Source organism: Streptomyces sp. NPDC097617 (assembly GCF_044761485.1).
GTDB lineage: Bacteria > Actinomycetota > Actinomycetes > Streptomycetales > Streptomycetaceae > Streptomyces.
This window is the reverse complement of sequence record NZ_JBIWCL010000012.1, coordinates 73,844-97,506: the sequence shown is the minus strand read 5'-3', so window position 1 is coordinate 97,506 and position 23,663 is coordinate 73,844. Positions and strand designations below refer to the sequence as shown.

Annotated in this window: 18 protein-coding genes; 11 read left to right on the top strand and 7 right to left on the bottom strand. The window is 72.2% G+C overall.

All coding sequences use genetic code 11. The features are described 5' to 3' along the window. Positions 1-7: 7 nt before the first annotated feature. Positions 8-1,120: a WD40/YVTN/BNR-like repeat-containing protein gene (locus ACIQZO_RS20580; RefSeq protein ID WP_403627967.1), complete on the top strand. Its 1,113-nt coding sequence runs from the start codon at positions 8-10 to the stop codon at positions 1,118-1,120. 60 nt (positions 1,121-1,180) lie between these two features. Here the strand turns inward: ACIQZO_RS20580 and ACIQZO_RS20575 are convergent, their stop codons facing one another. Continuing rightward, positions 1,181-1,489 (bottom strand): YciI family protein, encoded by a 309-nt coding sequence (locus tag ACIQZO_RS20575; RefSeq protein ID WP_403627965.1) that lies wholly within the window; start codon positions 1,487-1,489, stop codon positions 1,181-1,183. 26 nt (positions 1,490-1,515) lie between these two features. Here ACIQZO_RS20575 and ACIQZO_RS20570 point away from each other — a divergent pair, with 26 nt between their 5' ends. Then, positions 1,516-2,193: an endonuclease V gene (locus ACIQZO_RS20570; protein WP_403627963.1), complete on the top strand. Its 678-nt coding sequence runs from the start codon at positions 1,516-1,518 to the stop codon at positions 2,191-2,193. A 27-nt stretch (positions 2,194-2,220) separates the two neighbouring features. On the opposite strand, the gene ACIQZO_RS20565 is transcribed toward ACIQZO_RS20570, so the two are convergent. Further along, positions 2,221-3,420, bottom strand: coding sequence for a saccharopine dehydrogenase family protein (locus tag ACIQZO_RS20565; protein WP_403627961.1), 1,200 nt, complete (start codon positions 3,418-3,420; stop codon positions 2,221-2,223). 176 nt (positions 3,421-3,596) lie between these two features. Beyond that, complete coding sequence (locus tag ACIQZO_RS20560) at positions 3,597-5,276, bottom strand: hypothetical protein (RefSeq protein ID WP_403627959.1); 1,680 nt, start codon at positions 5,274-5,276, stop codon at positions 3,597-3,599. 235 nt (positions 5,277-5,511) lie between these two features. Here ACIQZO_RS20560 and ACIQZO_RS20555 point away from each other — a divergent pair, with 235 nt between their 5' ends. Genes ACIQZO_RS20555 through ACIQZO_RS20535 form a run of 5 tightly spaced genes read left to right on the top strand, consistent with a single transcriptional unit; the run spans position 5,512 to position 12,326 of the window. Continuing rightward, complete coding sequence (locus ACIQZO_RS20555) at positions 5,512-6,669, top strand: CaiB/BaiF CoA transferase family protein (protein ID WP_403627957.1); 1,158 nt, start codon at positions 5,512-5,514, stop codon at positions 6,667-6,669. Further along, entirely contained in the window at positions 6,669-7,694 is a 1,026-nt protein-coding gene (locus ACIQZO_RS20550) for an LLM class F420-dependent oxidoreductase (RefSeq protein WP_403627955.1), read from the top strand. The genes ACIQZO_RS20555 and ACIQZO_RS20550 overlap by 1 nt, the downstream gene beginning before the upstream one ends. 8 nt (positions 7,695-7,702) lie before the next feature. After that, positions 7,703-8,845 (top strand): acyl-CoA dehydrogenase family protein, encoded by a 1,143-nt coding sequence (locus ACIQZO_RS20545; RefSeq protein ID WP_403627954.1) that lies wholly within the window; start codon positions 7,703-7,705, stop codon positions 8,843-8,845. A gap of 43 nt (positions 8,846-8,888) precedes the next feature. After that, positions 8,889-10,103, top strand: coding sequence for an acetyl-CoA C-acetyltransferase (locus tag ACIQZO_RS20540; protein ID WP_403627952.1), 1,215 nt, complete (start codon positions 8,889-8,891; stop codon positions 10,101-10,103). A 51-nt stretch (positions 10,104-10,154) separates the two neighbouring features. Continuing rightward, on the top strand, positions 10,155-12,326 hold the full coding sequence (locus tag ACIQZO_RS20535) for a 3-hydroxyacyl-CoA dehydrogenase NAD-binding domain-containing protein (protein WP_403627950.1): 2,172 nt from the start codon (positions 10,155-10,157) through the stop codon (positions 12,324-12,326). A gap of 266 nt (positions 12,327-12,592) precedes the next feature. Here ACIQZO_RS20535 and ACIQZO_RS20530 read toward each other — a convergent pair whose 3' ends face one another. Next, complete coding sequence (locus tag ACIQZO_RS20530; RefSeq protein WP_403627948.1) at positions 12,593-13,324, bottom strand: MerR family transcriptional regulator; 732 nt, start codon at positions 13,322-13,324, stop codon at positions 12,593-12,595. Positions 13,325-13,409: 85 nt separating this feature from the next. On the opposite strand from ACIQZO_RS20530, the gene ACIQZO_RS20525 reads away from it, so the two are divergent. Continuing rightward, positions 13,410-15,251: an AMP-dependent synthetase/ligase gene (locus ACIQZO_RS20525; RefSeq protein WP_403627946.1), complete on the top strand. Its 1,842-nt coding sequence runs from the start codon at positions 13,410-13,412 to the stop codon at positions 15,249-15,251. 207 nt (positions 15,252-15,458) lie between these two features. Here ACIQZO_RS20525 and ACIQZO_RS20520 read toward each other — a convergent pair whose 3' ends face one another. Next, on the bottom strand, positions 15,459-15,638 hold the full coding sequence (locus ACIQZO_RS20520) for a helix-turn-helix domain-containing protein (protein WP_403627944.1): 180 nt from the start codon (positions 15,636-15,638) through the stop codon (positions 15,459-15,461). Between the two features lie 302 nt (positions 15,639-15,940). Further along, positions 15,941-16,930 carry a sphingomyelin phosphodiesterase gene (sph, locus tag ACIQZO_RS20515; RefSeq protein WP_403627942.1) on the bottom strand — a complete coding sequence of 330 codons (990 nt, stop codon included), beginning with the start codon at positions 16,928-16,930 and terminating at the stop codon, positions 15,941-15,943. A 130-nt stretch (positions 16,931-17,060) separates the two neighbouring features. On the opposite strand from sph, the gene ACIQZO_RS20510 reads away from it, so the two are divergent. After that, positions 17,061-17,954, top strand: a complete 894-nt coding sequence (locus ACIQZO_RS20510; RefSeq protein ID WP_403627940.1) for an oxygenase MpaB family protein — start codon at positions 17,061-17,063, stop codon at positions 17,952-17,954. A 12-nt stretch (positions 17,955-17,966) separates the two neighbouring features. Here ACIQZO_RS20510 and ACIQZO_RS20505 read toward each other — a convergent pair whose 3' ends face one another. Continuing rightward, the gene (locus ACIQZO_RS20505) at positions 17,967-19,496 is read right to left on the bottom strand and encodes a M1 family metallopeptidase (RefSeq protein ID WP_403627938.1); all 1,530 of its coding nucleotides are present in this window, start codon (positions 19,494-19,496) and stop codon (positions 17,967-17,969) included. A 482-nt stretch (positions 19,497-19,978) separates the two neighbouring features. Here ACIQZO_RS20505 and ACIQZO_RS20500 point away from each other — a divergent pair, with 482 nt between their 5' ends. Both ACIQZO_RS20500 and ACIQZO_RS20495 read left to right on the top strand, forming a co-directional pair. Then, on the top strand, positions 19,979-20,842 hold the full coding sequence (locus tag ACIQZO_RS20500) for a hypothetical protein (RefSeq protein ID WP_403627936.1): 864 nt from the start codon (positions 19,979-19,981) through the stop codon (positions 20,840-20,842). Positions 20,843-20,936: 94 nt separating this feature from the next. Continuing rightward, positions 20,937-23,441 carry a Tex family protein gene (locus ACIQZO_RS20495; RefSeq protein WP_403627934.1) on the top strand — a complete coding sequence of 835 codons (2,505 nt, stop codon included), beginning with the start codon at positions 20,937-20,939 and terminating at the stop codon, positions 23,439-23,441. Positions 23,442-23,663: the final 222 nt, after the last annotated feature.

Genomic DNA, 23,663 nt, shown 5'->3' with positions numbered 1-23,663 from the left:
CGGCGCCATGAGACTTCTGGAACTCGGAATCGGCATGTGCGCGGCAGCCCTGGTCGTGGGGGTGCTGGCCGCCCCTGCCCAGGCGGCCCCCGACCGGCCCGATGCGGACCCGGCCGCGGTGGCGCAGGACTTACGCGGCGCCGGCTGGGCGCTGAAGGACACCGGCAAGGACGTGCGCTTCCGCGGACTCGCGGCGGTCAGCCGTTCCACGGCCTGGGTGGCCGGTTCCAAGGGGACCGTGCTGCGCACGGTGGACGGCGGCCGCAGCTGGCGTGACGTTTCGCCACCCGGCGCGGTCGCGGAGGGCCTGGAGCTCCGTGACATCGAGGCCTTCGACGCGCGGCGCGCGGTGGCCCTGTCCATCGGGGAGGGCGAGGCCTCCCGGGTCCTGCGCACCGAGGACGGCGGAGCCACCTGGACCGAGACCTTCCGCAACCCCGACCCGCGCGCCTTCTACGACTGCCTCACCTTCTTCGACGCCCGGCACGGCCTGGCGATGAGCGATCCGGTGGACGGGAAGTTCCGCATCCTCGCCACGGACGACGGCGGGCGCAACTGGCGGGTGCTGCCCGACACGGGCATGCCCGAGGCGCTGCCGGGCGAGGCGGGCTTCGCCGCGAGCGGCCAGTGCCTGGTCGGCTCCGGCCCGCGCGACGTCTGGCTGGCCACTGGCGGCGGGGCCCGGGCCCGCGTCCTGCACTCCGCGGACCGCGGCCTGACCTGGCGGGTCGCCGAATCCACCGTCCCGGCGGGCGATCCGGCCCGCGGGGTCTTCGCCCTCGCCTTCCGGGACCGTACGAGGGGACTCGCGGTCGGCGGTGACTACCGCACCGGGGAGGCCTCCCCGCAGGCCGCGGCCCTCTCCGCCGACGGGGGACGCACCTGGCGCCAGGCGTCGGCGCCGCCGCCGGCCTACCGCTCGGGCGCGGCCTGGTTCCCGTACAGCAGGGGGACGGCCCTCGCGGTGGGACCCACGGGCACGGACGTGACCACGGACGGGGGCCGCAGCTGGCGGTCCCTGGAGGCGGGCTCCTTCGACACCGTCGACTGCGCCGCGGATTCGGGCTGCTGGGCGGCGGGGGAGAAGGGGCGGGTGGCGCGGCTGGAGCGGCGGCGCTGATCAGCCGGCGGCGACGGTGGGCGGGCCGGCGGTGGGCGGGGCCGGTGGCGGCGCCCGTTCCTACACGACCGGGTTCTCCCGCACCGTCGACAGGTCGGCCGAGGTCTTCGTCGCGATGAACTCGGTGACCGTGTAGGCACAGACACCCGCCACCGTGAAGGGGTCCTCGGCCGCGATCCTCTCGATCTCGGCCCGGGACACCCCGCCGGCCAGGATCACACCCCCGTCGCGCGGGACCTTGCGTCCCGAGGCGAGGAAGACACCGGCGGCGTAGTAGCCGTCCAGCCAGGCGATGTGAGCGTCCATCTGCTCTTCGACGGCTTCGACGGCTTCGACGGGGGCGGTGTAGGTGAGCTCCATGACGAACATGATCGCCAGGCTACTCTCGCTCCATCATGACGAGTGTGAAGACCCCCGCCGACGAGGCCGAGGCCCGGGCGATACAGGACGAACTACGCCATCAGGTCGTGCTCACCGAGCCCGGCCCGCCACCCGGCCGCGGCCTCGTCACGGGCGTGGACGTCGCCTACGACGACGAGCGCGACCTGGTCGCCGCCGCGGCCGTGGTGCTCGACGCCGCCACCCTGGAGGTCGTCGAGGAGGCCACCGCCGTCGGGCACGTCAGCTTCCCCTACGTGCCCGGACTGCTCGCCTTCCGCGAGCTGCCGACCGTACTGGCCGCCCTCGACTCGCTGAGGTCCGCGCCCGGCCTCGTCGTCTGCGACGGCTACGGCCTCGCCCACCCCCGGGGCTTCGGACTCGCCTGCCACCTCGGTGTGGTCACCGGGCTCCCGGCCATCGGTGTCGCGAAGAACCCGTTCACCTTCACCCACGAGGAACCGGGCGCCCGGCGGGGCGACGCCGCCGCCCTGCTCGCGCCCGACGGGGCCGAGGTCGGGCGGGCGCTGCGCACACAGGACGGCATCAAGCCGGTCTACGTCTCCGTCGGGCACCGGGTCTCGCTGGACAACGCCTGCGCCCACGCCCTGGCCCTGAGCCCGCGCTTCCGGATCCCCGAAACCACCCGCCACGCCGACTCCCTGTGCCGCAGGGCGCTACGGGAGGCCTCCTGAAGCACCCGGTCGGGGGGCGCCCGCCCGTCAGCGGACGTCCGCCACCCGGAAGGTGATCCCCGCCTTCTGGAGGCGGGCGGTCAGGGCGTCGCCCATCGCCGCGGCCGTCGTCAGCTGCCCGGCCACCGCCGGCAGCGCGTCGTGGGCCAGGCAGAGCGCCGACTCGGCCAGCATCTTCGCGGTCTCCCCGTAGCCCGGGTCGCCGCCCGACACCTCGGTCAGCACGCGCCGGCCGCCGCCCTCGCCCACGAACCGCACGCTGAACCAGCTGCGCGCGCGGCGTTCCGCGTCCGGCCCCTGGCCCGGCTCCCAGCGGCTCATCAGCCACCGCCGGGCCGGCGGCACCTGGGCCAGGGCCACCGTCGCGCCCAGCGCCGCCGAACCGCCCACCGCGACGGGCAGGTGCTTGACGGACGCGTAGTGCCGGTAGCGGAAGTCCGGGCCGTACCGCTCCAGCGCCGCCGCCGACCGGGCCACGATCCGCGGGTCCAGCGCGGGCAGCGGGAGCGCCCAGGTACCGGTCTCCCGGCTGAACCGCGGCGCCCCCAACGGCCCGCGTGCCCGCCGCCCCAGCAGACGGGGCTCGTGCAGTCGGCGGGCGTGTGCCGCAGAGAGGGTCTGCGGGCCGCGGCTCATCGCGGTCAGCGCGGAGGCCAGGGTTCCGCCGGAGAAGAGGGCGTTGGACCGTACGAACCCGTCGACCGTCAGCGGTACCCCCTGCGGCAGCTGGCGGACCGTGAAGTAGGCCCCGAGGTCGGCCGGGATCGAGTCGAAGCCGCAGGCGTGCACGATGCGCGCCCCGGTCTCCCGGGCCCGCGCGTCGTGCTCGACGTACATGCGGTCCACGAACTCGGGCTCGCCGGTGAGGTCCACGTAGTCCGTGCCGGCCTCGGCGCAGGCGGCCACGAGTTCCGTTCCGTACCAGATGTACGGGCCCACCGTCGTGGCCAGCACCCGGGTGGAGGCGGCCAGCTCGCGCACGGCCGCCGGGTTCCGGGCGTCGGCCCGCAGCAGGGGCAGCTCCGCGCAGTCCGGATCGATCGAGGCCAGCCGTTCGCGCAGCCGCTCCAGCTTCGCCGTGTCCCGGCCCGCGAGGGCCCAGCGGCAGCCGGCGGGCGCGTACGCGGCGAGGTACTCGGCGGTGAGCGCGCCCACGAAGCCGGTGGCGCCGAACAGTACGACGTCGTAGGCGCGTTCCGGCCGGTCGTGCGGGACAGTTGCGTTCATGAGCGCTCCTCCCAGGGGGTTCGGTGGCGAGGCTAGCGTGATCCTCGACCGCCAGTGCGACCGGGTGCCGCGAGCCGGAAAACGGGAACAGCGCCCCGGGACCGGCCCGAAGGCCGGTCCCGGGGCGCTGCCGGGACCGCGTGCACCACCGCTCGCAGGCGGGGTGCGGGCAGGTACTAGCCCTTCTGGTACAGGCCGAAGAGGTCGACGACGAGGTCGATGTCGTCCCAGCCGCGGTTCCAGAAGTCGATGATGCCGTGGCTGCCGGTGCTCGCCTGGACCAGGTTCGGGACGGTGTCGCCCTTCGTCCAGTTCAGGTTGGAGGAGTTCGGCGGCGTCGGCCACATGGCCGTGTCGTTGAGGTAGTCGTCACGCGAGTTCGGGTCCGGGGTGACCGTGAGGTACCCGTTGCCGTGCGTGTTCGTGACCGTCGAGTTCAGCACGAAGCCCGTGACGCTGGGGTCGTCGTGGGAGATCGGCAGGTAGATGTAGTTGTCGCCCCACAGCGGCCCGTAGACCGGGTCGCTGGGCTCACGGGTGTCGAAGACGCGCTCCGGCACCAGCGGCAGGAAGGCGCTCTGGCTGTCCTTGCTGTAGTAGCCGACGACGTCGACGACCACGTCGGCCGGGGCCCAGGCACCGTTGAACACACTGATCTTGCCGTCGGCCGAGACGGGCACGATCACCGAGTTGGCGATCGTCTGGCCGGCGTTGAAGTTCAGGTTGGACGTGGTCGGGACCGCGCCGCCGCTCGGGTAGACGGTCAGGTGACCGCCGCCCTGCGGGGCGGTGACCGTCACGTTCAGCGCCACGGCGGTGATGCCCTGGGGCACGCCGCGCAGGCCGCTGATCTGGGTGCCGAAGGACGACTGCCCGGCCAGCTTGCGCTTGGTGGTGCCGAGGCCCTCGCGGGTGTCGACGAAGCGGGTCGGGTCGACCGGGGTGTAGCCGCTGGAGGCGGTGCGGCTGAAGTAGCCGGTGACGTCGGCGATCAGGTCGACCGACTGCCAGCCGCGGTTGGACAGCTCCACGTAACCGTTCTTGCCGACCGGCACGATGACCAGGTTCGGGACCGTCTGACCGGCCTTGTGGTTGACGTTGGAGGTGTCGGGCCGCTCGGTGCCCTCGGGGAAGGCCGTGATGAAACCGTTGTCGGTGGTGTTGGTGACGGTGACGTTCAGGGCCACCGCGGTGACGCCGGCGGGGATCTTGCCGTTGCCGCCGACCTTCACGCGGGTGGACTTGCCCGGGCCGACCTTGCCCTGTGCCACGCCGGTCCCGAAGCGGGTGTCCAGCAGACGGGTCGGGGTGTACGGGGTGAAGTCGGAGCCCGGCGTGACGGCCTGGAGCTCGTTGACGGCCGAGACGCCGTTCGCGGTGTCCGTCACGGTGACCTTGACCGTGTAGGCGCCGACCTCGGCGTAGGTGTGCCCGTTGGTGAGCACCTGGGAGCCGGACGCGCCGACCACGTCGGTCGTTCCGTCGCCCCAGGCGATGGTGACCTCGAGCGGGGTGCTGACGCTCGTGAGGGTGGACTTCACCTCGATGCCGTGCGCCGACGTGCCGTAGCCGCTCAGCCCGATCGAGAGGTCGGGGTTGTCGGCGGCCGACTGCGCCGCGGGGGCGTCGGCCGTGCCCTTCTTCGCGGACGGCAGCGCCTTGCGGACCGTACGCTCGGCCGGGCTGGTGAAGGTGTGCCCCTTGGACTTGGAGGCCGCGGCCTTGCCCAGGTCCAGGTCGGGAGTGGATGCGCCGCGGGCGTCCGGCTTGGCCGGATCGGCCTGCGCCACGCCCGGGATGAGACCAACGCCTGCCGCGATGGCGGCGACGGAAACTACGAGTCGGCGGTTGCGCACCGGCCCCCCATTTTCTGATTGAACATTTGATCAGCTTCGAAAGCCTGTTCAGAGTACAGAGCCGCGCGGCGGTTGATCAGGGGGGTGGCGTGTGATCTCGGACGATCCCCCGGGCAGCGCCGCCCGGGGGCTTGTGTTCGGTGGAGCACGTTCCTAGCATCACCGGTGTTACATCAGTTGTGTCACACAGCCGCACACCATGCACACCACGCACACCAGAGCCGCTGGGGGCCCGATGGCAGTGACAGGGAACGGGAACCGGGACGCGAGCGGGCCCGGCCCGCTCGCCGGAGTGCGCGTCGTCGAACTGGCGGGCATCGGCCCCGGGCCGTTCGCCGCCATGCTCCTCGCCGATCTGGGCGCGGACGTCGTGCGGGTGGACCGGCCCGGCGGCGGCGGGCTCGCGGTCAATCCGGCCTACGACATCACCAATCGGAATAAACGGTCCGTACTGGTCGACCTGAAGTCCGCCGACGGGCCCGCCCGCGTCCTGGACCTCGTCGAGCGGGCCGACGTACTCGTCGAGGGCTTCCGCCCCGGGGTCGCCGAGCGGCTCGGGGTCGGCCCGGCCGAGTGCCACGCCCGCAACCCGAGGCTCGTCTACGGCCGGATGACCGGCTGGGGCCAGGCGGGCCCGCTCGCCGAGACCGCCGGACACGACATCGCCTACATCGCCGTCACCGGCGCCCTCGGCATGATCGGCAACCCGGGGGAGCCGCCGGCCGTGCCCGCCAACCTGGTCGGGGACTACGCGGGCGGCTCGCTCTACCTCGTGATCGGCGTCCTCGCAGCCCTCCACCACGCCCGCGCCACCGGCGCCGGCCAGGTCGTCGACGCGGCCATCGTCGACGGCACCGCCCACCTCACCGCGATGATCCACGGGATGATGGCGGCGGGCGGCTGGCGGGACCGCCGCGGAGCGAACCTCCTCGACGGCGGCTGCCCCTTCTACGGCACCTACGAGACCTCCGACGGCCAGTACATGGCGGTCGGCGCGCTGGAGCAGCAGTTCTACGACACCTTCGTGGAGCTCCTCGGCATCGAGGACCGGGCCCCGGCCCGCAAGGACCCCGCCCGCTGGGGCGAGTTGCGGGAAGCGGTCGCCGCTCGCTTCAGGACCCGTACGCGCGCGCAGTGGACGGCCGTCTTCGAGGGGAGCGACGCCTGCGTGGCGCCGGTGCTCTCGCTGCGCGAGGCCCCGGACCACCCGCACCTCGCCGCCCGCGGGACCTTCACCGACTTCGGCGGGATCGTCCAGCCCGCGCCCGCGCCGCGGTTCTCGGCCACCCCGGGCGCCGTCACCTCGGGCCCGGCGCAGCCGGGCGCGCACGCCGAGTCGGTCGCGGCCGACTGGGACGTACCGGCCCTGCTCGGGAAGGCGAAGGAGAACTGATGGAACTGTCCATGATGCTCGACTACGCGGGGGACCCGCGCCGGGCCGCCGACCAGGCCGCCGCGCTGGAGTCCGCCGGCCTCGACGCCGTATGGGTGGCGGAGGCCTGGGGCTTCGACTCCCCGACGATCATGGGCTATCTCGCCGCCCGCACCGAGCGGTTGAAGATCGGCTCGGCCATCCTCAACGTCTACTCGCGCACCCCCGGCCTCATCGCCCAGACCGCCGCCGGCCTGGACGCGCTGTCCGGCGGCCGGGCGCTGCTGGGCCTCGGCGCCTCCGGCCCGCAGGTCGTCGAGGGCTGGCACGGAATGCCGTACGACAAGCCGCTCGGCCGGACCCGCGAGACCGTCGAGCTGTGCCGGCGGATCTGGCGCCGCGAGACGATCGACCACCACGGCATCACCGACATGCCGCTGCCGCCCGAGAAGGGCGGCCGGCACGGCAAGCCGCTGAAGATCCTCACCCGGCCGGTCCGCCCCACCGTCCCCGTCTACATCGCCTCGCTCGGCCCGGCCAACGTGCGGCTGACCGCCGAGATCGCGGACGGCTGGCTGCCCACCCTCTTCATCCCGGAGAAGGCCGCCGCGGTGTGGGGCGGCCCGCTCGCCGAGGGGACGGCCAAGCGGTCACCGGAGCTCGGCCCGCTGCAGACCGTCGCGGGCGGCCTGCTCGCCATCGGCCCGGACGCGGCCGCCGTACGGGACCTCGCGCGCCCCCAGATCGCCCTGTACGTCGGCGGGATGGGCGCGGTCGGCAAGAACTTCTACAACGACCTCGCCGTCGCCTACGGATACGAGGAAGAGGCCCGCCGGATCCAGGAGCTCTACCTCTCCGGACGCAAGCGCGACGCCGCGGCCGCCGTACCGGACGAGCTCTGCGAGCTGATGACCCTCTGCGGGCCCGAGGGATATGTGCGCGAGCGCGTCGAGGCCTTCCGCGAGGCGGGCGTCACCATGCTCAACGTGACACCGGTCGGCCCCGACCCGGCCACGTTGATCGAAACCGTCAAGAGCTGGCTCTAGGGGGCCCCATGCAACGCCGTATCTTCGACGCCGACCACGAGGCGTTCCGCGAGACCGTGCGCACCTTCCTCACCAAGGAGGTGCTGCCGCACTACGAGCAGTGGGAGAAGGACGGCATCGTCAGCCGCGAGGCCTGGCGGGCCGCCGGCCGGCAGGGGCTGCTGGGCCTCGCCGTCCCGGAGGAGTACGGCGGCGGCGGGAACACCGACTTCCGCTACGCCGCCGTGATCGCCGAGGAGTTCACCCGCGCGGGCGCCCCCGGGCTGGCCATCGGCCTGCACAACGACATCATCGGGCCCTACCTGACCTCGCTCGCCACCGAGGAGCAGAAGCGCCGCTGGCTGCCCGGGTTCTGCTCCGGGGAGACCATCACCGCCATCGCGATGACCGAGCCGGGCGCGGGCTCCGACCTCCAGGGGATCCGGACCACCGCCGAGGACCGCGGCGACCACTGGGTGCTGAACGGGTCCAAGACCTTCATCTCCAACGGGATCCTCGCCGACCTCGTCATCGTCGTCGCCAAGACCACCCCCGAGGGCGGGGCCCACGGCCTGTCGCTGCTGGTCGTCGAGCGCGGTGCGGAGGGCTTCGAGCGCGGCCGCAACCTCGACAAGATCGGCCAGAAGTCCCAGGACACCGCCGAGCTGTTCTTCAACGACGTACGCGTCCCCAAGGAGAACCTGCTCGGCGAGCTGAACGGCGCTTTCGTCCACCTGATGACCAATCTCGCGCAGGAGCGCATGGGTATCGCGATGGCCGGCATCGCCGCGGCCGAGCACCTGCTGGAGATCACCACCCAGTACGTGAAGGAGCGCGAGGCCTTCGGCCGCCCGCTGGCCAAACTCCAGCACATCCGGTTCGAGATCGCGGAGATGGCCACCGAGGTCGCCGTCACCCGGACCTTCCTCGACCGGTGCATCACCGACCACACCCACGGCGAACTGGACCACGTGCACGCCTCGATGGCCAAGTGGTGGGCCACCGAGCTGCAGAAGCGCGTCGCCGACCGCTGCCTCCAGCTGCACGGCGGCTACGGCTACATGACCGAGTACCGGGTCGCACGGGCCTTCACCGACGGCCGGATACAGACCATCTACGGCGGCACGACCGAGATCATGAAAGAGATCATCGGCCGTTCCCTGCTCGGCTGAACCCCTTCTTCCTCCCCCTGGAAACCTCCGAAAGGCTTGACCAGTGAGCACCGAAGCTTACGTATACGACGCGATCCGCACCCCCCGCGGCCGCGGCAAGGCCAACGGCGCCCTGCACGGCACCAAGCCGATCGACCTGGTCGTCGGACTCATCCACGCGCTGCGCGAGCGCAACCCCGGCCTGGACCCCGCCACCATCGACGACATCGTGCTCGGCGTCGTCGGCCCGGTCGGCGACCAGGGCTCCGACATCGCCCGTATCGCGGCCATCGCCGCCGGGCTCCCGGACACCGTGGCCGGCGTGCAGGAGAACCGCTTCTGCGCCTCGGGCCTGGAGGCCGTCAACCTGGCTGCCGCGAAGGTCCGTTCCGGCTGGGAGGACCTGGTCCTCGCCGGCGGGGTCGAGTCCATGTCCCGCGTTCCGATGGCCTCCGACGGCGGCGCCTGGTTCGCCGACCCGATGACCAACTGGGACACCGGCTTCGTCCCGCAGGGCATCGGGGCCGACCTGATCGCCACCATCGAGGGCTTCTCCCGTCGCGACGTCGACGAGTACGCGGCCCTGTCGCAGGAGCGCGCCGCCGCGGCCATCAAGGACGGCCGCTTCGCGAAGTCCGTGGTCCCGGTCACCGACCGCAACGGCCTGGTCGTCCTGGACCACGACGAGTTCGTCCGCCCCGGCACGACCGCCGACACCCTCGCCAGGTTGAAGCCCTCCTTCGCCGACATCGGCGAGCTCGGCGGCTTCGACGCGGTCGCGCTGCAGAAGTACCACTGGGTCGAGAAGATCGACCACGTCCACCACGCGGGCAACTCCTCCGGCATCGTCGACGGCGCCTCGCTCGTCGCCATCGGCTCCCGCGAGGCCGGCGAACGCAACGGGCTGACCCCGCGCGCCCGGATCGTCTCGGCGGCCGTCTCCGGCTCCGAGCCCACCATCATGCTCACCGGCCCCGCCCCGGCCACCCGCAAGGCCCTCGCCAAGGCCGGGCTGACCATCGGCGACATCGACCTGGTCGAGATCAACGAGGCCTTCGCGGGCGTCGTCCTGCGCTTCGTCAAGGACATGGGCCTGTCCCTCGACAAGGTCAACGTCAACGGTGGCGCCATCGCGCTCGGTCACCCGCTCGGCGCCACCGGCGCGATGATCCTCGGCACGATCGTCGACGAGCTGGAGCGCCAGGACAAGCGCTACGGGCTCGTCACCCTCTGCGTCGGCGGCGGCATGGGCGTCGCCACCATCGTCGAACGCCTCTGATCCGTCCTGTTCAACCTGCCCACCGGACCTTCCGAAACGAAAGCAGTGACCATGAGCGAGTCCACCACGATCCGCTGGGAACAGGACGAGACCGGCGTCGTCACCCTGATCCTCGACGACCCCAACCAGTCCGCCAACACGATGAACCAGGCTTTCAAGGACTCCATCGCGGCCGTCGCCGACCGCGCCGAGGCCGAGAAGGACTCCATCCGGGGCATCGTCTTCACCTCCGCCAAGAAGACCTTCTTCGCGGGCGGCGACCTCAAGGACATGATCCGGCTGCGCCCCGAGCACGCGCAGATCGCCTTCGACACCGGCACCGAGATCAAGCGCTCCCTGCGCCGGATCGAGACGCTCGGCAAGCCCGTCGTCGCCGCCATCAACGGCGCCGCGCTCGGAGGCGGTTACGAGATCGCGCTCGCCTCCCACCACCGCGTCGCGCTCGATGCGCCCGGCTCCAAGATCGGCCTGCCCGAGGTCACCCTCGGCCTGCTCCCCGCCGGTGGCGGTGTCACCCGTACCGTGCGCCTGATGGGCATCGCCGACGCGCTGCTCAAGGTGCTGCTCCAGGGCACCCAGTACACCCCGCAGCGCGCCCTGGACAACGGCCTCGTGCACGAACTGGCCGCCACGCCGGAGGAGATGCTGGCCATGGCCCGTGCCTTCATCGACGCGAACCCGGAGTCGAAGCAGCCCTGGGACGTCCCCGGCTACCGCATCCCGGGCGGCACGCCGTCGAACCCCAAGTTCGCCGCCAACCTTCCGGCGTTCCCCGCCAGCCTGAAGAAGCAGCTGAACGGGGCCCCGTACCCGGCGCCGCGCAACATCCTGGCCTGCGCCGTCGAGGGCTCCCAGGTGGACTTCGAGACCGCGCTGACCATCGAGGCCCGCTACTTCACCGAGCTGGTCACCGGACAGACCGCCAAGAACATGATCCAGGCGTTCTTCTTCGACCTCCAGGCCGTCAACGCGGGCCGCAGCCGCCCGCAGGGCATCGCACCCCGCAAGGTGCGCAAGGTCGCGGTCCTCGGCGCCGGGATGATGGGCGCGGGCATCGCGTACTCCTGCGCCCGCGCGGGCATCGAGGTGGTCCTGAAGGACGTCACCGCCGAGGCCGCCGCCAAGGGCAAGGCGTACTCCGAGAAGCTGCTCGACAAGGCGCTCTCCCGGGGCCGGACCACCGAGGCCAAGCGCGCCGAGCTGCTCGGCCGGATCACCACGACCGCCGACGCGGCCGACCTCGCGGGCTGCGACGCCGTCATCGAGGCCGTCTTCGAGGACACCGCCCTCAAGCACAAGGTGTTCCAGGAGATCCAGGACGTCATCGAGCCGGACGCGCTGCTGTGCTCCAACACCTCGACGCTGCCCATCACGGGCCTCGCGGAAGGGGTTTCGCGGCCGGTCGACTTCATCGGGCTGCACTTCTTCTCGCCCGTGGACAAGATGCCGCTGGTGGAGATCATCAAGGGGGAGCAGACCGGCGACGAGGCCATCGCCCGCGCCTTCGACCTGGTCCGCCAGATCAACAAGACGCCGATCGTGGTCAACGACTCGCGCGGCTTCTTCACCTCCCGCGTCATCGGCCAGTTCATCAACGAGGGCGTGGCGATGGTCGGCGAGGGCATCGAGCCCGCCTCCATCGAGCAGGCCGCCGCCCAGGCCGGCTACCCGGCCAAGGTGCTCTCCCTGATGGACGAGCTCACCCTCACGCTGCCGCGCAAGATCCGCAACGAGAGCCGCAAGGCCTTCGAGGCCGAGGGCAAGGCGTGGACCGAGCACCCCGCCGACGCGGTCATCGACCGGATGGTGGACGAGTTCGGGCGCCCCGGGCGCAGCGGCGGCGCCGGCTTCTACGCGTACGACGAGAGCGGCAAGCGCGCCAGCATCTGGCCCGGCCTGCGGGAGCACTTCGCCAAGGCGGGGTACGAGATCCCCTTCGAGGACATGAAGGAGCGGATGCTCTTCTCGGAGGCCGTGGACACCGTCCGCTGCCTCGATGAGGGAGTGCTCACCTCGATCGCCGACGCCAACATCGGCTCCATCATGGGCATCGGCTTCCCGGCCTGGACCGGCGGTGTGATCCAGTACATCAACGGTTACGAGGGCGGCCTGCCGGGCTTCGTCGCCCGGGCCCGCGAGCTCGCCGAGAAGTACGGCGAGCGCTTCACCCCGCCGGCCTCGCTGATCGCGAAGGCCGAGCGCGGCGAGACCTACGCGGACTGATCGCGTCAGCCCCGGGCCCACCCGCGAGCGGGCCCGGGGTGTCTGCCCGGTCAGTCCTGCGACGCGGCCGGGCGGGCGAACAGCCCGTGCTGCCGGGCGGCGTCCGGTGCGGGCCAGCCTGGCGACATGGTGGTGCGGTGAACGGCTGCCATGATCGGCAACCTACCCCGGCGGCAGGGCCGCCGACCGGCCGCGCGACCCGCCGTCCGCCTCCGGTTACGCCTCCGCCGTCCGCCTCCGGTTCCGCCTCCGCCGTCCGCCTCCGGTTACGCCTCCGGCTCCGAGACGAACGCGGCCCGCAGCTCCTCCCGCAGCGACCGCTGGAAGGCCGTCACCAGCGCCTGGACCACCATCGGCTGCATGTGCGCCGACAGCGCCTTCATCGATTCCACGCGCTCCGGATCTCTCTCGCCCTCCGTGAACGGCCCCCACACCTCGTCCCGGAACAGCGCCGTCAGCTCGTGGGCCGCCGAGCGGGTGTGCTCCATCAGCACCCTGCGCGCCGCCAGGATCGTCGCGTGGGCGATCGGTACGTCGAGCAGCGCGACCCCCAGCCGCAGCAGCCCCACGTCCACCCGGAACCCGTCCCCCGAGACGGCGAGCACGTTCATCGCCGTCAGCCGCCGCACATCGGTGTCCGACAGGCTCCGCCCCGCCCGCTTCTCCAGCTCCTCCCGGGACACCTCCTGGGCCGCGTCCGGGGCCCAACTGGACACCATCGCGCGGTGGATCGCCAGGTCGTGGGCGCTCAGGTCGTCGGGCAGCGCGTCCAGGTAGCGCTCGATCGCGGACAGGGTCATGCCCTGGTGCTGGAGCTCCTCGATCAGTGCCAGCCGGGACAGGTGTTCCGGCCCGTAGTGCCCCACCCGACGAGGGCCGATCACGGGAGGGGGCAAAAGCCCGCGCGTGCTGTAGAAACGAACGGTGCGCACGGTGACGCCCGCCCTGGCCGCCAGTTCGTCGACGGTGAGCATCGGCTCGGGTGCCTGGTCGGCCATCGTCTGCGCCTCGCTCTCTGCTCCACAGCTTGGGTTCAACAGTATTGCTGTCGCACCAACGATGTGAAACGGCCAGGAGCTGCCCATGACCACGAACCTGCGACTGCCCGGACGACCCGAAGAGATCACCCTGCCGGCCCTGCTGGCCCGCAACGCCGCGGAGTACGGGGAGCTCCCCGCCCTCTCCTGGCGGGCCGGCCCCGACGCCGCCGGGTGGACGACGCTGACCTGGGACGAGGTGCGCCGCAAGGTCGCCGTCCTGGCCGCCGGGTACGCCTCCCTCGGAGTGGAGCGCGGCGAGCACGTGCTGATGATGATGGGCAACCGCCCCGAGCACTGGCTCAGCGACCTCGCCCTCGTCCACCTCGGCGCCGTACCCGTCACCGTGTACGGAACCTCCGCGCCCGAGCAGATCGCCCACATCGCCCGCCACAGCCGGGCCCGGACCGCCGTCGTCGAGGGCGCCCGCGAACTCCTGCGCTGGGAGCCGCTGCTGGCCGACGCGGACGTGCCCCTGGAGCGTCTCGTGGTCGCCGAGGCCGCCGAGGCGGGCGGGCACTCCACGTACGGCTCCGTGTACGCCGGCGGAGCCCGGCTCCACCGCGCCGACGACTTCGAGAAGGCCTGGCAGGAGACCCGCCCCGAGGACCCGCTGACCGTCGTCTACACCTCCGGCACCACCGGCGACCCGAAGGGCGTGCGGCTGACCCACCGCAACCTGATGCTCCAGGCGATCCGCCTCGACCGGCACGTGGAACTGCCCGAGCACGCCGAGCACATCTGCTACCTGCCCTTCGCGCACATAGCCGAACGGGTCCTCGGCATCTACCTGCCCCTGCTGAGGGCCTCGCACGTACGGCTGTGCGCCGACCCCGCCGCCGTGTCCGGGGCGGTCCGCGAACTGCACCCGGTGCAGTTCTTCGGCGTACCGCGGGTGTGGGAGAAGCTCGCCGCCTCGGTGCGCGCGGTCCTCGCGCAGCTTCCCGAGGCGCAGCGCACGGCCATCGAGGCCGCGGGCGACCTGGCCCGCGCCCGGGCCGCCCACCGGGAGCGCGGCGAGGAGGTACCGGCCGCGCTCGAAGCCTCGTACGCCGAGGTCAAGGCGCAGGTGCTGGACCCGCTGCTGCGGCTGGCGGGCATGGACCGGCTGATGTGGACGGCCAGCGCCACCGCGCCGATGCCGATCGACGTGGTCCGCTTCTGGGCCGGCTGGGGCATCACGATCATGGACGCCTGGGGGCTCACCGAGACCTCGGGCGTGTGCACGGTCAACAGTCCGGACGGCTTCCGGCTCGGCTCGGTGGGCCGCGCGATCGAAGGACTGGAGCTGAGACTCGCCGAGGACGGGGAGATCCTCACCCGCGGGGAGACCGTCTTCGGCGGCTACCTGCGGCCGGACGGCTCGGTGGAGAGCGCCGACGACGAGGAGGGCTGGTTCGCGACGGGGGACATCGGCCGGCTCGACGAGGACGGCTACCTCTGGCTGACCGACCGCAAGAAGGAACTGATCATCACCTCGAACGGCAAGAACGTCTCGCCGGCCCTGGTGGAGAACACGGTCAAGGAGCATCCGCTGATCGGCCAGGCCCTGGTGCACGGCGACGGCCGCTCCTACCTCGTCGCCCTGCTGGTCCTGGACCCGGAGCTGGCCCCGGTCTGGGCCGCCGCCCGCGGCATCGAGGCCGGTTCCCCCGCCGCGCTCGCCGCGCACCCCGCCGTCCAGGAGGAGATCGCCCGCGCGGTGGAGGCGGCCAACACCCGGCTGAACCGGACCGAGCAGATCAAGCGGTACCGGGTGCTGACCGAGGAGTGGGGCCCCGAGAGCGGGGAGCTCACGCCCTCCCTCAAGCTCCGCCGCCGGGTGGTCCGCGACAAGTACGGCGCTCTGATCGACGGCCTGTACGAGGAGCCGTACGGGCCCGCGTGAGCCGGAAGGGCCCCGGTGCGGCGAGCGGATCCGCGCTCCCCGCACCGGGGCCCGCGGGGCGGGGCTCAGCACGTGATGACGAAACCCCGCCCGGGCCGCGTCCTGAACATCGCCGAGCCGCGGGCGAGGACATGAGCCGTCACACAAGGTGGCCGTCCCTGTCGCCAACACGATCGCGACGCACAGGGGCCCGACGCTCGAGCCGGCTCACTGGCCGGCTGCCTGAACGTCGGCGGCGGACGTTGCGGGGCGCGCCCCGCACTCGACCTGGCTCAGCAGGCTGAGGCTGTACGCGATCCGGTCGGCCAACTCGCGCTGCGTCAGGCGGGCAAGGTGCCTCTGCTCCCGAATCCGGGAGCCGGTGTGGTCATCGTCAGGTGCGGGCATACGGGCTCTGCGTCCAAGACTCGTGGTCATGGACCGTATCGGCGCACCGTGCACCAGGTCTGCCTGCGCCCCCGATTCGAGACGAATCGGGGGCGATTGCACAGGCTGGGGCGCCATGACGACGAGGACTCCGTACCTGCTCTGCTCGGCCGCCCCACCCGTCTTCGAGATCGCCGGCGGCCGTACTCGTGGGGCGTGGCCCTGGACGCGATCGACGAGCTCGGCCGGGTAGGCGGGCCCGGGGACCACGGAAGCGCCCCGTCCCGACCCCGAAGGGCCGGAAAGGGGCTGCGGGACCGGGCCTAGCGTCCGATCAGCGGGTAGTGGTCGGAGAGGTTGTTGTAGGTGTAGGAGGTGCCCCAGCTGGAGACCGTCCAGGGCGCCGACTGCTCCTTGACCACGTTGTTCTCCCAGCCCGCCGGGCGGGCGTTGCCCTTGCGGTAGAGGACGTAGTCCAGGTCCTCGCGCGGGTCGGTCGGGTAGCGGTAGTTCGCTATCGAGTTCAGCGCGGTGTCGAAGGAGTACGGGTGCCCCGTGCGGGTGTCCGAGCCGGCCAGGTCGGCGTTCGCGAGCAGGCTCGCGTACTCGGGGGTGCGCGAGTCGACGTTGAGGTCGCCCGCGACGATGACCTGCTCGTTCGCCGGGATGTTCTTGCCGTCGAGGAAGGCGTCGACGGCCCGGAACTGACGGGCGCGCATCTCCGCGGCCTCGCCCGCGCCGCAGCCGGGGTCGGTGGACTGCGCGTGCGTGCCGACCACGTGCACCTTGGCGCCGTTCACGTTCAGCACGACGTAGGCGAAGCCCTTGTTGGACCACCAGTCGGCGCCGCAGGCGTCCTTGTAGACGACCTGCTCCTTGCGGAGGATCGGCCACTTGCTGAGGATGGTGACGCCGCCGTCCTCCGGGGTGGTGGAGGAGTAGGCGCCGCCCGTGGCGTCCCAGCCGCTCTTGCTGCGGCCGACGACCGGGGTCTGGTACGGGTACTGCGCGGCGGAGTTCGCCTTCAGCGCGTCCGAGGCGCTGTTGTCGAAGGCCTCCTGGAGCACGACCACGTCGTGGCCCTTGTAGAAGGAGGCCTTGGGGATCTCGGCGGCCCGGTGGTCCTGGCCCCAGTTCGGGTACAGGTTCTTGCTCATCAGGAACACGTTGTACGAGAGGACGCTGAGCCGCGGGGCTGCGGCGGCCTCCGCGGCCGAGGCGGCAGGCGCGGTGGTGGCGGCCAGCGCGCCTGCGGCGACCGCTGCGACGGCCGTGGCGGCGGAGCGGCGCGAGCGGGGCGAGGAAAGCAGCATGAAGGTCTCCGTCATTCCTGCGGGGGAAGATCGACGCCGTCATACAAGCAGCAGCAGTTACCTCTGGGTAACACCCATGCAGAGACTTTCTGTCCGTGAGACGGCCGTCCGGTGCTCGCATACTTGTCGTATGACGAAGACGGACTCCGCACACCCCGCCGGACCTGCGGCCGCGCGCCGCGCCGACCCCGAGCCGCCCCCGCCGGGCGGGGTGCTGTGGACGATCGCCGGCGACGTACGGGCCCTGCTGATGCTGCCCGCCGCCTTCACCATGCAGGTCGCGCACCCCGCGATCGCGGCCGGCGTCGACCAGTACTCCGTCTTCCGCACCGACCCCTGGGGCCGCGGCGAGCGGTCCCTGCGCTCGGTCCAGTTGTGGGTGTACGGCGGGGAGGAGGCGGCCGAGGAGGGCCGCCGGGTCCGCCGCCTCCACAAGGACATCCAGGGCACCGACACCTGCGGCCGCCGCTACCACTCCCTCGACCCCGCCTGCTACGCCTGGGTGCACGCCACCGGCTTCCCGGTCTACGTGTACGCCGGGCGCTACCTGCTGCGCCGCTTCACTCCCGCCCAGGAGCGGCAGCTCTACCGCGAATGGCTCCAGGTGGGCCGGATCCTCGGCCTGCGCGACCGGGACATGCCGCAGAGCATCGAGGAGTACTGGACGTACTGGGGCCGGATGCTGGCCGAGGAGATCGAGCCCACCGCGGTCGCCCGCGAGCTGGTCGCCACCGATGTGCGGCTGCCCCGGCCGGAGGCCGGCGGGCGCGCCGTGCGTTTGCTGCTGCGGCTGACCTGGCCGCTCCTGCGGGCGGCCTTCCTGCGGCTGCGGGCGTTCGTCACCGTCGGATACATGCCGCCCGAGGCCCGCGCGGCGATCGGGCTGGAGTGGAGCCCGGCCCAGGAGCGCAGGCTCCGGCGGTTCAGCACGGTCGTACGGCTCCTCGTACCGCTGCTGCCGGAGCGGCTGCGCTACCTGCCCATCGCGCGGGCGGCGCGCTCCCGTTGGCGCGCCGCCCGCTGACCGGAGCGAGGCTCAGTGCTCGTCGTGCCGGTGGATCGTGTCGGTCTCCGCGATCTTCTTCCAGGACTTGGGCTCGGTCTGCTGCACGGGCTTGGCCGGGGCGGACTGAAGTGAGCGGGCCGAGGGCTCGGCCGCCGACGGGTTCAGGGCCGAGGCCTCGGGCTTGCCGGGGGTGTAGAGCCAGGTCTCGAAGAGCTGGGCGAGGGGCTTCTTCGAGATCTTCTCGGCGTACCGGATGAAATCGCCGACCTTGGCGTTGCCATAGGCCCGCTCGGTCGGCCAGCCCCCGAGGATCTGGAAGAACTTCTCGTCGCCGATCTCGTTGCGCAGCGCCTGCAGAGCGATGGCGCCGCGGTCGTAGACGGCCCCGTGGAACTGGTTGTCCGGGCCCGGGTCACCCGGCTTGACCTGCCAGAACGCATCCTCGGCCGGGCGCAGGGCGTAGGCCCAGTCGGCGAGCTCCCGCGCCGTGCCCTCGCCCTCCTTCTCCGACCACAGCCACTGGCTGTAGCGGGCGAAGCCCTCGTTGATCCAGATGTCCTTCCAGCCGTCGACGGACACGCTGTCGCCGTACCACTGGTGCGCCAGCTCGTGCACGACCACCGAGACGTTGGCGCCGCCCCGGAACTGCCCCGGCCCGTAGAACGGCCGCGTCTGGGTCTCCAGGGCGAAGCCGGCGGTCACGTTGGGTACGTAGCCGCCCAGCGCGTTGAAGGGGTACGGCCCGAAGACGCCCTCCAGCCACTCGGCGACCTCGCCGGTCCGCTCCACGCTCGCGCGCGCCGCACCCGCGTTGTCGCCGAGGTCCTTGCTGTACGCGTTCAGGATCGGCAGCCCGCTCGCCGTGGTGTCGGTGGTGATGTCGAACTTGCCGACGGCCAGGGTGGCGAGGTAGGTGGCCTGCGGCTTGTTGGAGCGCCAGTTGTAGCGGGTCCAGCCGAGCTTCGAGGTCTGGGACTGGAGCACGCCGTTGCTGATCGCCTGGGTGCCGTCGGGCACGTTGACGGAGACGTCGAAGGTGGCCTTGTCCAGCGGGTGGTCGTTGCTGGGGAACCACCAGACCGCCGAGTCGGGCTCCTGCGCCGCCACCGCGCCGTCGGGCGTCCGCTGCCAGGCCGTCCAGCCGTCGACCTTCAGCTCGGAGGGCTTGCCCGCGTACTTGACGACGACGGACAGCGCGGTATTGCGCGCCAGCGGCTTCGCCGGGGTGACCTCCAGCTCGTGGGAGCCGGAGGTGGCGAACTTCGCCTTGACCCCGTTGACCCGGATCTCGCTGACCTGGAGGCCGAAGTCGAGGTTGAAGCGGGACAGGTCCTGCTTGGCGGTGGCCAGCAGGGTGGCGGTGCCCTCGAGCAGGTCCGTCTTCGGCTGGTACTGCAGGCGCAGGTCGTAGTGCGACACGTCGTATCCGCCGTTGCCGCTGGCCGGGTAGTAGGGATCGCCGACACCCGGAGCGCCCGGACCGGCACTCGCCGCCGACGCCGGGATCACCAGCAGGAGGGAGGCGGCGAGGACGCTCGGGGCGATGACTTTGCGGTGCACGAATGGCTCCAAGTGGTAGGGGAGACAGATCGGTTCACAGAGTGGTTCAAGGCCTTGTCGCTCGACCGTATTCACCCGTGGCGGCTCAGGTCATGTCCATGGCCCCTGCTGTCACACGATCGCCATTCGGCCGTCACGGGCCGCCGCACGGCGCGGCGGCGCGGCCGGTGACGCCGGACGCCGAACGGCCCGCGCGGGAGGGGCGGGTACGTCGGCCCAGGCCGCGTGGCCTGCGGCGCAGCCCACGGCCCGGCGCCCCGCCGGTGCGGGCGCTGCCGAGGCCGAGGAGCGCGCCGAGGCCGCGGAACACGCGGCCAGGCGGCCCCGTCCCCGCGCACGGATCGGCCGAATCGGGCCGGGCGGGCCGGGCGAACCGTCGCAGGGGCTCGGGGCCGGGCCTTGCTCCGGCACGCTGAAGGTGAGACCCGCGCCACCGTGCACCGCTCTGGTCGGCATACCGAACAGTCGGTAACCTGCCGCGCATGACGCTTCCCGCGCTCGCCGCCCGTCGCTGTTGGCATGCTGCGATCAACCCGCTGCACGCGACGATCTACTTCTCGCCGGATCTCGCCAAGGAACTCGCAGCCCTCGGCGTCACCGACCCGGTCGCCGTCAACCTCGCCGGCCGCGCCGCCGCCATGGGCGCCGTCGGCCCCGGCACCGTGACCGCCACCTTCTACAACTACCGCCACGACATGCTCGCCCGGCACCTCCCGGCCGTGTGGGAGAGCGCGACGCCCGAGCAGGTCCTCGCCGCCCGGCTGCGGGCCGCCGACAGCACCCTGCGCCGGCTGCTCGGCCCCGAGACCGCCGAGTCGCCGGAGATGGCCGAGGCCGCGGACCTGGCCATGCACGCCACCGAGGGCTGCACCCGGCACGCCCGCACGCTCTACGCGGCCCACGCCGACCTCCCCGTACCCGAGGCCCCGCACCTGCGCCTGTGGCACGCCACCACCCTGCTGCGCGAGCACCGCGGCGACGGCCACCTCGCCGCCCTGCTCCTCGCGGCCCTGGACCCGGTGGAGGCCCTGGTCAGCCACACCGCCACCGGCCGCGGCATGACCGCGAAGTGGATCAAGGCCATCCGCGGCTGGGACCAGTGCGACCTGGACGCCGCGACCGCCCGGCTGCGCGAGCGCGGCATCCTCGACGCCGACGGCGGGCTCACCGAGGAGGGCAAGGCCGTGCGCGAGCGCCTGGAGGCCGACACCGACCGCCTCGACGCGGCCCCGTACGAGCACCTCGGCGCCCAGGGCCTGGCCCGGCTCGCGGAACTCGGCGGCGGCTTCGTCACCAAGGCGATCGGCGCCGGGGCCTTCCCGCGCGACCTCTTCGGCCGGGCCTGACCGAGGGCAACGGGCAGGCTTCCCGGCGTCCGTCACCGCCACCTGCCACAATTGGCAGCCTTCCAGTGCAAACGAAGGCAGGCGGGACCCGATCGTGACGACGTCCATCGAAGGCAGGATCGCCGAGGAGCTCGGCGTACGGGAGCGGCAGGTCAAGTCCGCCGTCGAGCTGCTCGACGGCGGCTCCACCGTGCCGTTCATCGCGCGCTACCGCAAGGAAGCGACCGAGATGCTCGACGACGCCCAGCTGCGCACCCTCGAGGAGCGGCTGCGCTATCTGCGCGAGCTGGAGGACCGCCGCGCGGCGGTCCTGGACTCCGTACGGGAGCAGGGCAAGCTCAGCGACGAGCTGGCGGCGCGGATCGCCGCGGCCGACACCAAGGCCCGGCTGGAGGACATCTACCTGCCCTTCAAGCCCAAGCGGCGCACCAAGGCGCAGATCGCCCGCGAGGCCGGTCTCGAGCCGCTCGCCGAGGGCCTGCTGGCCGACCCGTCGGTGGAACCGGCCGCCGCCGCGGCCGCGTTCGTCGACGCCGACAAGGGCGTCGCCGACCCGGCGGCCGCCCTCGAGGGCGCCCGGTCGATCCTCACCGAGCGGTTCGGCGAGGACGCCGACCTGATCGGTGAACTGCGTGAGCGCATGTGGAGCCGCGGCCGCCTCGCGGCGAAGGTCCGCGACGGCAAGGAGGAGGCGGGCGCCAAGTTCGCCGACTACTTCGACTTCGCCGAGCCGTTCACCGCGCTGCCCTCGCACCGCGTCCTCGCCATGCTGCGGGGCGAGAAGGAGGACGTCCTCGACCTCACCCTGGAGCCGGAGGGGCGCGAAGACACAGCGGCGCCCGGCCCGTCCACGTACGAGGGCATGGTCGCCCGCCGCTTCGGCGTGAACGACCGCGGCCGCCCCGGCGACAAGTGGCTGGGCGACACGGTCCGCTGGGCCTGGCGCACGAAGATCCAGGTGCACCTGGGCATCGACCTGCGGATGCGGCTGCGCCAGGCCGCCGAGGACGAGGCCGTACGGGTCTTCGCGTCCAACCTGCGCGACCTGCTGCTCGCGGCGCCCGCCGGCACCCGGTCGACGCTCGGCCTGGACCCGGGCTTCCGTACCGGTGTGAAGGTCGCCGTCGTGGACGCCACCGGCAAGGTCGTGGCCACGGACGTGATCTACCCGCACGTGCCCGCCAACAAGTGGGACGAGTCGCTCGCCAAGCTCGCCCGCCTGGCGAAGGAGCACGCGGTCGAGCTGGTCGCCATCGGCAACGGCACGGCCTCCCGCGAGACGGACAAGCTGGCCGGCGACCTCATCACGCGCCACCCGGAGCTGAAGCTCACCAAGGTGATGGTCTCCGAGGCGGGTGCCTCCGTGTACTCGGCCTCCGCCTTCGCCTCGCAGGAACTGCCGGACATGGACGTGTCGCTGCGCGGCGCGGTCTCCATCGCCCGCCGCCTGCAGGACCCGCTCGCGGAACTCGTCAAGATCGACCCCAAGTCGATCGGCGTCGGCCAGTACCAGCACGACCTGTCGGAGGTGAAGCTCTCGCGCTCGCTCGACGCGGTCGTCGAGGACTGTGTGAACGGCGTCGGCGTGGACGTCAACACCGCTTCCGCGCCGCTGCTTTCGCGGGTGTCGGGGATCAGCGGCGGCCTCGCCGAGAACATCGTGGCCCACCGCGACGCCAACGGCCCCTTCCGCAGCCGCAAGGGGCTCAAGGACGTGGCCAGGCTCGGCCCGAAGGCGTACGAGCAGTGCGCGGGCTTCCTGCGGATCCGTGGCGGGGAAGATCCCCTGGACTTCTCCAGCGTGCACCCCGAGGCCTATCCGGTGGTCCGGGGCATGGCGAAGACGGCGGGCAGCGAGGTGGCGGCGCTGATCGGCAACGGCGACGTGCTGCGCTCGCTGCGGCCGGAGCAGTTCGTCACGGAGGCCTTCGGCCTGCCGACCGTCACGGACATCCTGCGCGAGCTGGAGAAGCCGGGCCGTGACCCGCGTCCCGCCTTCAAGACGGCCACCTTCAAGGACGGCGTGGAGAAGATCGGCGACCTGGCCCCCGGGATGATCCTGGAGGGAGTGGTCACCAACGTGGCCGCCTTCGGCGCCTTCATCGACATCGGCGTCCACCAGGACGGGCTGGCGCACGTCTCGGCGCTGTCGAAGAACTTCGTCAAGGACCCCCGGGACGTGGTCAAGCCGGGCGACATCGTCCGTGTGAAGGTCATGGACGTGGACATCCCGCGCAAGCGGATCTCGCTGACCCTGCGGCTGGAGGACGAGGCCGGGGCGGAGCGCGGCGCGGGCGCACCCCGGCAGCGCGAGGACCGGCGCGGCGGCGGGGCCGGCGGCGGCAACGGCCGTCCTCCGCAGCAGCGCGGGGGAGCCGGATCCGGAGCCGGAGCCCGCGACGGCGGCCGGGGCCAGGGCCGCAACCAGGGCCAGGGCGAGCGCGGTCAGGGCGGCCAGGGCGGTCAGAGCGGTCAGAGCGGTCAGGGCCGGCGCCAGGGCGGCGGCAGCGGCGCCCCCGCCCCTGCCAACAGTGCGATGGCCGACGCCCTGCGCCGCGCGGGCCTCACCGCCGCCCCCGAGGAGCGCCGCAAGCGGTAGCGGCCGTCATGGGTGACTTGCGGCCACCCGGCGCGTCGGGACGGTCGTACAGGATGGCCGAATAGGTTCCCCACCTGGGGACTTGCCTTGCCAATTCCCGTACAAGATCTGTAGGCATGGTGGAATGCCCGTTCGTCATTCGGCGGACGGGCTTCCGCGTTTTCCCCTCAGGACCCCCTCAGGAACGCATTCCCCGAGGCCGCCTCGAAGGCACAGGACGTC